The sequence below is a fragment of the Streptomyces sp. ATLC9 genome, from assembly GCF_057196705.1.
Genome location: NZ_JBXUOY010000382.1, coordinates 1 through 3,972 on the forward strand (window position 1 = coordinate 1; position 3,972 = coordinate 3,972).

At 73.9% G+C, this 3,972-nt stretch carries 1 protein-coding gene and 1 pseudogene; one reads left to right on the forward strand and one right to left on the reverse strand.

What is annotated here, in order from left to right; translation table 11 throughout:
- The first annotated feature begins 261 nt into the window (after positions 1-261).
- Complete coding sequence (locus AC2CJA_RS25040) at positions 262-2,424, forward strand: hypothetical protein (protein ID WP_484604953.1); 2,163 nt, start codon at positions 262-264, stop codon at positions 2,422-2,424.
- Positions 2,425-2,448: 24 nt separating this feature from the next.
- On the opposite strand, the pseudogene obgE reads toward AC2CJA_RS25040, so the two are convergent.
- Positions 2,449-3,822: pseudogene (gene obgE, locus AC2CJA_RS25045) on the reverse strand (GTPase ObgE); the annotation flags it as partial.
- Positions 3,823-3,972 lie beyond the last annotated feature (150 nt).

Here is a 3,972-nt window from a genome sequence, read left to right on the forward strand (position 1 = left end):
CCCCCGCGGGGGGGGGCGGCCCCCGCGCCGCCCCCCCCCCCCCCCCCCCCCCCCCCGGCGTTGCGCGAGGGCACCGCGCGAGGACACCGCCGCGGTGACCGTAGGATGAGCGCCGCAAACGCATCATCGAGTGGTCGTCGAACACTCCGTCGCATGCCGATCGCCGTTGGGGAACGGCGCCGGAAAACCTCCGGAAGACAGGGGGTGGGCGGTAGGCGAGACGACACGTATGACGTCCCTTCCTGGAGCGTGACCTGCCTGATGTCCGCCTCGTTCCCAGTCCTGAGGCTTTTCCGCAGCAAGAAACGGGCCGAGAGGGGTTCCTCCCGGCCCGCTCCACCGAGCTTCTCGGTGAAACACGCTCTGGCCCTCTCCGTCCTGCTGGGCGCGGCCTTCCTGGCACAGGCACTGGGCGCCCTGCTGGCGGACACCGCCCTGTTCGTCGCGGGCTCCTCGGCCGGCCTGCTGCTCGACCTGTACCTGGTGCACCGGCAGCCCTGGCTGGTCGCCGCGCTGGGCAGGCTGCGCTTCGACGTCACCACCCGCCAGCTGCTGCGCGACGCGCTGATCGTCGTCGGCCTGGTCCGGCTGCCGGGCATCGACCCGCTGGAGGAGCAGCCCCTCGCCCTGGCCCTGCTGGCCGGGTACTTCCTGCACTTCTGCTGCCAGGCGATCGCGCTGCTGATCAGGCGCCGGCGCACCCTCCCCTTCGTCACCCGCAACATCGACGCCTCCGCCCTGCGGCTGTCCTCCGCGCCGCCGCGGCTGCTGGCCCGCCAGCCCAGCCGCCGGCTGCTGTACTTCGCCCTGCCCGCCACGGCCGGTCTGATGGCCTCGGCCGTGACCGCCGACGCCCTGTGGGGCCTGCTGGGGGTGGGCGTCACCCTGGCACTCCACCTGGGCGGCATACTGCGGCTCGCCGCCTGGCTGCGGCCCGGCGCGCAGCCCGCGAACGAGCGGCAGGCGCTGGAGTGGCTGGACCGCTGGCTGGCCGAGTACCGGCCGACGGTGGCGATGTACTTCTCCGGCGGCGCGGCCTCCGCCTACCAGGCGAACATGTGGCTGGGCACGCTCTCCGCGCTGGAGGCCAGGCCGCTGATCGTGCTGCGCGAGCGGTTCATGGTCCAGAAGATCGACGCGACCGACGTGCCCGTCGTGTGCATCCCCAAGGTCGCCCACCTCATGCGGCTGGAGCACTCCTCGCTCAAGATGATGCTGCACCCGGCGAACTCCGGTAAGACCTCGCAGGTACTGCGCATCCCCTCGATCAAGCACGCCTTCATCAACCACGGCGAGAGCGACAAGCTCTCCAGCTGCAACCCCTACGCCAAGGCCTACGACGAGGTGTGGGTCGCGGGCCGGGCCGCCCGGGACCGCTACCGGCTCGCCGACATCGGCGTCGACGACCGCGACGTGGTGGAGGTCGGCCGCCCGCAGCTCGCGCCGATCCGCCCGTACGCCGGGCCCCCGGCCGCGGACGGCCCCGTCACGGTGCTGTACGCGCCCACCTGGGAGGGCTGGACCGACGACCCCGGCAACACCTCGGTCATCCTGGCCGGTGAGAACATCGTCCGCGCCCTGCTGGCGGACCCGAAGGTGCGGCTGCTGTACAAGCCCCACCCGATGACCGGTTCGGTGGACCCGCGCGCGGCCCGCGCCGACGTGCGCATCCAGCACATGATCGCCGAGGCCAACGCCCGGCGCTCCGGCCCGCGCCCCGGCCCGGAGGCCGCCGCCGAGCTGGCCCGCCGCACCGCCGAGCTGGACGAGCTGACCAGCACGGCGTTCCGGCCGAGCGCGGACGAGATGGAGCGGATGCTGCTCCAGTCCACCCCCGAGGGGGACCGGGAGGCGGCGGTGACGGCGGCGACGGCCGCCTGGGAGGAGGCCTACTGGGCGTCCTTCCCCGAGTGGGAGCATCTGGTCGTCACCGGGCCGCGGCCCGCCCTGTACGCCTGCTTCAACCGCTCCGACCTGCTGATCAGCGACGTCTCCAGCGTGGTCTCGGACTGGCTGGCCGGTGAGAAGCCGTACGCGGTCGCCAACACCAGCGGTCTGGCGGAGGAGGAGTTCAGGGCCGGTCTGCCGACCGTGCGGGCGGCCACGGTCCTCACGCCCGACGCCGCCGGTGTGCCCGCCCTGCTGGACTCCGTCCGGGACCCGTCCAGGGACACCATGGCGCGGGCCCGGGCCGAGCTGAAGACGCATCTGCTGGGGCCGGCCGACCCGCCGTCGATCGTCCGCTTCGACCGGGCGGTCGCGGCGCTGTGCGCCAAGGCGGACAGGCGCCGCGAGCTGATGGCCCTGCGCACCGACGACGCCCCGGCGCCGCGGGTGGCCGCCGAGGCGGCGGAAGCGGCCGACGCGGCGGAGAACGGACAGGAGAGCGATCCCAGTGGCTCGGAGAACTCCCTGACCACCTGAGACGCCCGGCCCGCGAGCCGCGAAGCGGCGCTGGGCGGCCGGGCGGATGGTGTCCATGCGGTGGTCCTCGCCGCGGCGTCCGAGCATCTCCGCGCCCGCGGCCACCGAGGGCTCCCAGTCGAAGACGACCGCGTTCTCCTCCGGACCGATGGCCACGCCGTCGCCCTCGTGGGCGCCCGCCTTCATCAGCTCCTCCTCGACGCCGAGGCGGTTGAGCCGGTCGGCGAGGTAGCCGACGGCCTCGTCGTTGCTGAAGTCGGTCTGGCGCACCCAGCGCTCCGGCTTCTCGCCGCGCACCCGGAAGAGCCCGTCGCCCTCCCGCGTGACGGTGAAGCCGGCGTCGTCCACGGCCTGCGGGCGGATGACGATACGGGTCGCCTCCTCCACCGGCCTGGCCGCGCGCGCCTCCTCCACGATCCCCGCCAGGGCGAAGGACAGCTCCCTGAGCCCCTTGCGGCTGACGGCCGAGACCTCGAGGACCGGATAGCCGCGCGCCTCCAGGTCGGGGCGGATGATGTCGGCCAGGTCCTGCCCGTCGGGGATGTCCACCTTGTTGAGCACCACCACGCGCGGACGGCCGTCCAGACCGCCGTACTGGGTCAGTTCGGCCTCGATGACGTCCAGGTCGGTGACCGGGTCGCGCTCGGACTCCAGCGTCGCGCAGTCCAGCACGTGCACCAGGACCTCGCAGCGCTCCACGTGGCGCAGGAACTCCAGGCCCAGGCCCTTGCCCTGGCTGGCCCCGGGGATCAGACCGGGCACGTCGGCGATGGTGTAGACGGTCGCGCCCGCCGTCACCACGCCCAGGTTGGGCACCAGGGTGGTGAATGGGTAGTCGGCGATCTTCGGCTTGGCCGCGGAGAGGACGGAGATCAGGGAGGACTTGCCCGCCGACGGATAGCCGACCAGGGCCACGTCCGCCACCGTCTTCAGTTCCAGGACGATGTCGCGGGTCTCCCCCGGCTCGCCCAGCAGCGCGAAGCCGGGCGCCTTGCGGCGGGCCGAGGCCAGCGCGGCGTTGCCCAGGCCGCCGCGTCCGCCGCGCCCGGCGACGAAGGTGGTGCCCTGGCCGACGAGGTCGGCGAGCACGTTGCCCTGCCGGTCCAGGACGACCGTGCCGTCCGGGACGGGCAGCACCAGGTCCCCGCCGTCCGCGCCCGAGCGGTTGCCGCCCTCGCCGGGCCTGCCGTTGGTCGCCCGGCGGTGCGGGGTGTGGTGGTACTCCAGCAGCGTGGTCACGGACTGGTCGACGACGAGGACCACGTCCCCGCCCCGGCCGCCGTTGCCGCCGTCCGGGCCGCCCAGCGGCTTGAACTTCTCACGGTGGACGGAGGCACAGCCGTGGCCTCCGTTACCCGCGGCGACGTGCAACTCGACGCGGTCCACGAAGGTGGTCATGACGGGTGCCTCCAGGCTGGTGTTCGAGGGGTGTGCGGGTGCTGATCCGCGAGTCCGCGGATCACGGGGGCGGCGCCGCGCGGGCCGCCCCCGTACAACGCGCCGTGGGGGCGTCCCCCTGCCCCCCGCGGCCCGGGCGGGGGGGGGCGC

Bases quoted from the DNA above. Each gene is read 5' to 3' on its own strand.
- AC2CJA_RS25040 (WP_484604953.1), top strand. From the start codon at position 262: ATGTCCGCCTCGTTCCCAGTCCTGAGGCTTTTCCGCAGCAAGAAACGG.